Origin of the sequence: Actinosynnema sp. NPDC002837 (assembly GCF_040295345.1) — a bacterium.
Taxonomy (GTDB): Bacteria; Actinomycetota; Actinomycetes; order Mycobacteriales; family Pseudonocardiaceae; genus Actinosynnema.
On the sequence record NZ_JBEOVG010000184.1, the window covers coordinates 1 to 5,248 of the forward strand.

Here is a 5,248-nt window from a genome sequence, read left to right on the forward strand (position 1 = left end):
GGGGGGGTTGCCCCCTCCCCCAGGGGTTACCCCCAACCCGCCGGGGCGGGGGGGGGGGGGGGGGGGCGTTCACCCCCCCCCCCCCCCCGACCGCTGTCCCGTCGTCAGGCGCTCGCCGCCACCTCGGGCTTCTCCTCCGCCAGGTCCAGGCTGGAGCGCAGGGTGACCGGCTTGAGCAGCAGGGCCGCGATGACGCCGATCACCGCGATGGCCGCCGAGATCAGGAAGATGTGGCCGGTGGCGTCGCCGTAGGCGTTGCGGACGATGTGCTGCACCGCGTCCGGCAGCACGTTCAGGTTGAGGTTGCCGCCGCCCGCGCCGCCGGCGGGGATGCCCGCCGCGGTCAGGTCGCGGGTGATGTGCTCCTCCACCCGCCGGGCCAGCACCGCGCCCAGCACCGACACGCCGATCGTGCCGCCGAGCGACCGGAAGAACGCGATGGTGGAGCTGGCCGCGCCGATGTCCTTCAACGGCACCGTGTTCTGCACCGCGAGCACCAGGTTCTGCATGCTCATGCCGACACCGACGCCCACCAGCAGCATCGCGCCGCCGACCAGCACCAGCGACGTGTCGTGGTCGATCTGCCCGAGCGCGAGGAACCCGAGCACCAGCGTCGCCGCGCCCACCACGATGTAGGGCTTGACCCGGCCGGTCTTGGTGATCAGCCGCCCGGACACGATGGACGCGCCGAGCACGCCGACCATCATCGGGATGGTGAGCAGGCCTGCCTCGGTCGGGCTGTAGCCGCGGCCGATCTGGAAGTACTGGCCGAGGAACACCGCGCCGCCGAACATCGCCATGCCCACCGCCACGCTGGCCAGGATCGCCAACGCCGTCGTGCGCTGCTTCACGATCCCCAGCGGCACCACCGGTTCCGCCGCACGCGCCTCGACCGCGACCGCGCCGCCCAGCAGCGCCACCGACGCGCCGACCATGGCGAAGCTCTGCCACGACAGCCACGCGAACGAGCCGTCCACGAACGAGATCCACACCAGCAGCACGCTCACGCCGACCGCGATCAGGCTCGCGCCCAGGTAGTCGATCTTCACGTCCTCGCGCCGGACCGTCTTCACCTTCAACGTGGCCTGGAGCACGAACAACGCGATCACCGCGACCGGCACGCCGATGAAGAAGCACCAGCGCCAACCCAGCCACGAGGTGTCCACGATGAGGCCGCCGAGCAGCGGCCCGCCGACCGTGGCCAACGCCATCACGCCGCCGAGGTAGCCGTTGTACCGGCCGCGCTCGCGTGGCGGGATCATCGCCGCGATCACCACCTGCACCAGCGCCTGCAGACCACCGACGCCGATGCCCTGGAACGCGCGTGCCGCGATGAGCTGGCCCGCGCCCTGCGCGAAGCCGCTGAGCACCGAGCCCACCACGAAGATCACGATGGCGACCTGGACCAGGGTCTTCTTGTCGAACAGGTCCGCGAGCTTGCCCCAGACCGGGGTGGTGGCGGTCGCGGTCAGCAGGGTCGCGGTGACCACCCAGGTGTACTGGGTCTGCGAACCGTTGAGCGCGCCGATGATCTGCGGCAACGCCGTCGAGACGACGGTGCCGCTGAGCATCGCGACGAACAGCACCAACAGCAGACCGCTCAGGGCCTCCAGGACCTGGCGGTGGCTCATCGTGCCGTTGGCGGTGGCGGGTGCGCTCATCGCGCGGCCTCCAAGGTGGAGCCGAGGGCTCCTTCGACGTCAATGGTCAGGCGCCCCAGGGAGGTGGTCAGCGCCTGGACCTCTTCAGGGCTCCAGTGGGCGAGCGCGCGGCCGAGCAGCCGGTCGTACCAGTCGCGGGCGGCGGCCAGCTCGGCGTGACCGCGTTCGGTCACCACGAGGATGCTGGCGCGGCCGTCGTCGGGGTCGGCCCGCCGTTCGACCAGGCCGTTCGCGACCAGCGCGGCCACCGCCCGGCTCACCGTGGACGGGTCGAGCCCGGCGCTGGCGGCCAGTTCCTTGGCGTGGCACCCGGTGGGTTCCACGCCGGCGCGGGCGATCAGGCCGAGCGTGCCGATCAGGCCGGGAGGCAGCGCGTGGTGCCGCTGCCTGACCATCCGCACGACCCTCAGCAGGTCGCGCACCCGGTCTTCCAGCTCCCGCGCGACGGCGTCCATGCCGTCCCCCTGTCTCTCCGCATTGCTTGCCACATACAACTATCACCCAAACTTGCACGACGTGCAAGTTTTCTCGTTGTGCACTGAGTTACATCGAAAAGCTGCACAGCGTGCACGTTTTGGTACCGTGGGTCACGCCCACCACACCGAGCAGCGGCCCGGTCACGCCGGGTCGGGAACGGACCGTCGATGACCACCGCTTCCCAGGAGAAACGCCCCTCCACCGGCCGGCCGACCGTTCCCCTGCCGCCCGAGCTCACCCGGCGTGACGCCGGCCCGTTCAACCCGCCGGCGGCCTTGACCCGCCTCGGCGAGCAGGGGCCGGTGCACCGGGTGACCATGCTCGACGGCGACCCGGTGTGGGTCGTCACCAGCCACGAATTGGCCCGCACCCTGCTCGGCGACCCGCGGCTGAGTTCGGACCGGTTCCGCAGCCGCCGCGTCCTGGAGAAGCTGCCCCAGCCGATCCGCGCGCGGTTGACCGACAAGCGGGCGCGGGCGGGCAGCTTCATCACCATGGACCCGCCCGAGCACACCCGCTACCGCAAGCTCCTCACGGGCCAGTTCACCGTGCGGCGGATGCGTCAGCTCGAGCCGCGCATCCAGCGGATCGTCGACGACCACCTCGACGCGATGATCGCCGCCGGACCGGGCGCCGACCTGGTGCGGGCCTTCGCGCTGCCGGTGCCGTCACTGGTGATCTGCGAGCTGCTCGGCGTCGAGTACGCCGACCGCGACGAGTTCCAGGAGCGCACCGGGAAGCTGCTGCGCCTGGACCTGCCCGTGGCCGAGATGATGCGGCTCGCCGACGAGCTGCGCGCCTTCATGCACGACCTCGTGCGCGCCAAGCGCGCCAAGCCGACCGACGACATGCTGTCCGGCCTGATCGAAGCCGACCCCACGCTCACCGACGACGAGCTGATCGGCATGGCGAACCTGCTGCTGGTCGCGGGCCACGAGACGACGGCCAACATGCTGGCGCTGGGCACGTTCGCGCTGCTGGAGCACCCCGAGCAGCTCGCCGCCCTGCACGCCGACCCGACGTTGATCGGCGGCGCGGTCGAGGAGCTGCTGCGCTACCTGTCGATCGTCCACCTCGGAGTCGTCCGCACCACGCTGGCGGAGGTGGAGATCGCGGGCGAGGTCGTGCCGGCCGACTCGACGGTGCTGGTCTCCGTGCCCGCCGGCAACCGCGACCCGTACCACTACCCCCGGCCCGACGAGCTGGACGTGACCCGGGCGCGCGGGCCGCACCTGGCGTTCGGGCACGGCGTGCACCAGTGCCTGGGCCAGCAGCTGGCCCGGGTCGAGATGGTGGCCGGGTTCACCGGCCTGCTGAGCAGGCTGCCCGGACTGCGGCTGGCCGTGCCCGCGGCCGACGTGCCGATGCGCGACGACATGCTCGTCTACGGCGTGCACGCGCTCCCGATCACCTGGGACGCCCAGTGACCGCACGGGCGCACGGCGGCGTTTGACCAACTTTCGTGACGGGCATTCTCCGGCGTGGGCAGACCGCGATTTCGGCCTCATCCGTCGTGGCGGCCGAAATATCTCGGCGGTGACCACAAAGGACAATCCGGGGTCATTGCGCACGACCGGCCCGGGAAGACCGGTCGTGCCGTGACCGACATAGTCGGATGAAGTGAGGCTACCCGTGACGAACGATATTCAAGTGACCACCTTGGGCCATTGGTCCAATTCGAGCGCAGGCCCGACCACGTCGTTCCACTTAGCCGTGGACGACGCGGCGGTGATGCTCGACGTCGGTGTCGACCCGGTCGGCAGGCTGCAAGCCGCCGGGCTGTCACCGACCGACGTCACGCACGTGTACGTGTCGCACCTGCACTCCGACCACGTCGGCGGATTCGCCAACTTCGTGTTCACCCGCAGCCTGCTCAACCGGGAGGGTGACGTCCCGCTGCTCAAGCTCACCGTCGTGGGGCACCCGGCGATCCTGGCCGGGCTCAAGGACTTGTTGCAGGTCCAGTACCCCGAGCGGGCGTTCGACCTCGCGTGGGTCGAGTGCGCCGAGGAACCCGTCGCGCTGGGCGGCCGGCTGAGGATGCGCCTCGTGCGGACCGACCACCCGGTGCCGTGCTACGGCGTCGTGGTCGAAACCGGTCGGGCGAGGGTCGGGTTCACCGCCGACACGGGCCCAGTGCCCTCGCACCAGCACGACTTCGCGGGCTGCGACGTCCTGATCGGTGAGGCGTTCGGCTTGACGAGCGACGTGGGCGAGAGCATCCACCGCCGGGGCCACATGACGGCCGAGGACCTCGGCGAATTGGTGGCGGCCACCCGACCGAAGTACGTGCTGCCATTCCACTTCGGCCAGGAATACGCGGATGCGGGCAAGCGCGCCGATTTGCTGAACGCCTGCGGCATGGCGGACGTGACCACGATCGACCCGGTCGACGCCAAGCCCATCACCGTCGGCGACTGACCGCGCGCCGTTCGGCCGGAAATCCCACCGGCCGCCTGGCGCCGGCATGGGCTCAGTGCCCGCCGGGGTGGACCGCGGCGAAACCCACGTCCAGCCGGTCGATCATCACGTCGATCAGCTCGGACAGCTCGGGCCGTTCGGCGGCGTCCAGCCACCAGCCGACGACCACCCGCAGGGTCGCCATCACGGTGGCCGCGAACATCACCGGGTAGAGGTCGGTGGCCGGGTCGACGCCGACCCGTGCGGCGACGACGGCGGCGAGTTCCCGTTCCTGCACGGCGAACGCGGCGATCTGGTGCGGCAGCAGGGCCGGGGTGCGGCGCAGCGCGCGCAGCTGCGCCACCCGTTCCGGGTCGATCCGGTCGGGCACGACGTCGACCAGGGCCGCCCGCAACGCCGGCAGCACCGGCTCGTCCCCGGGCCGGTCGGCGAAGGCGTGGACGAACGCGGCGGCCGTGGCGACGTCACCCGCGACCACCGCCTCCTCCTTGGAGGAGAAGTAGTTGAAGAACGTGCGCAGCGAGACACCCGCCTCGTTGGCCACCTGTTCGACGGTCACCCCGTCGAGACCGTGCTCCACGCACAGCCGCAGGGCGGCGTCGGCCAACGCCGTCCGGGTGGCGAGCTTCTTGCGTTCGCGCAGTCCTGACACGCGCGAAAGTGTCGCGCCGGGGGGGCGCCCGCCCCGG

General features: G+C 71.2%; 5 protein-coding genes. 2 read left to right on the forward strand and 3 right to left on the reverse strand.

What is annotated here, in order from left to right:
* Positions 1 to 104: 104 nt before the first annotated feature.
* Both ABTZ99_RS44600 and ABTZ99_RS44605 read right to left on the reverse strand, forming a co-directional pair.
* A complete protein-coding gene (locus tag ABTZ99_RS44600; RefSeq protein WP_498780944.1) occupies positions 105 to 1,661 on the reverse strand; it encodes an MDR family MFS transporter in 1,557 nt (518 codons plus the stop codon).
* Complete coding sequence (locus tag ABTZ99_RS44605) at positions 1,658 to 2,116, reverse strand: MarR family winged helix-turn-helix transcriptional regulator (RefSeq protein ID WP_499619217.1); 459 nt, start codon at positions 2,114 to 2,116, stop codon at positions 1,658 to 1,660. Before ABTZ99_RS44605 ends, ABTZ99_RS44600 begins: the two co-directional genes overlap by 4 nt.
* Positions 2,117 to 2,305: 189 nt before the next feature.
* On the opposite strand from ABTZ99_RS44605, the gene ABTZ99_RS44610 reads away from it, so the two are divergent.
* Positions 2,306 to 3,565, forward strand: coding sequence for a cytochrome P450 (locus ABTZ99_RS44610; protein ID WP_499619219.1), 1,260 nt, complete (start codon positions 2,306 to 2,308; stop codon positions 3,563 to 3,565).
* Between the two features lie 223 nt (positions 3,566 to 3,788).
* Positions 3,789 to 4,559, forward strand: coding sequence for an MBL fold metallo-hydrolase (locus ABTZ99_RS44615; protein ID WP_499619221.1), 771 nt, complete (start codon positions 3,789 to 3,791; stop codon positions 4,557 to 4,559).
* A gap of 52 nt (positions 4,560 to 4,611) precedes the next feature.
* Here ABTZ99_RS44615 and ABTZ99_RS44620 read toward each other — a convergent pair whose 3' ends face one another.
* Positions 4,612 to 5,211: a TetR/AcrR family transcriptional regulator gene (locus ABTZ99_RS44620; protein ID WP_499619223.1), complete on the reverse strand. Its 600-nt coding sequence runs from the start codon at positions 5,209 to 5,211 to the stop codon at positions 4,612 to 4,614.
* Positions 5,212 to 5,248: the final 37 nt, after the last annotated feature.

What these genes read in the sequence shown, in the direction of transcription:
- ABTZ99_RS44600 (WP_498780944.1), bottom strand. Translation starts at nt 1,661, where the DNA reads ATGAGCGCACCCGCCACCGCCAACGGCACGATGAGCCACCGCCAGGTC.
- ABTZ99_RS44605 (WP_499619217.1), bottom strand. Translation starts at nt 2,116, where the DNA reads ATGGACGCCGTCGCGCGGGAGCTGGAAGACCGGGTGCGCGACCTGCTG.
- ABTZ99_RS44610 (WP_499619219.1), top strand. Translation starts at nt 2,306, where the DNA reads ATGACCACCGCTTCCCAGGAGAAACGCCCCTCCACCGGCCGGCCGACC.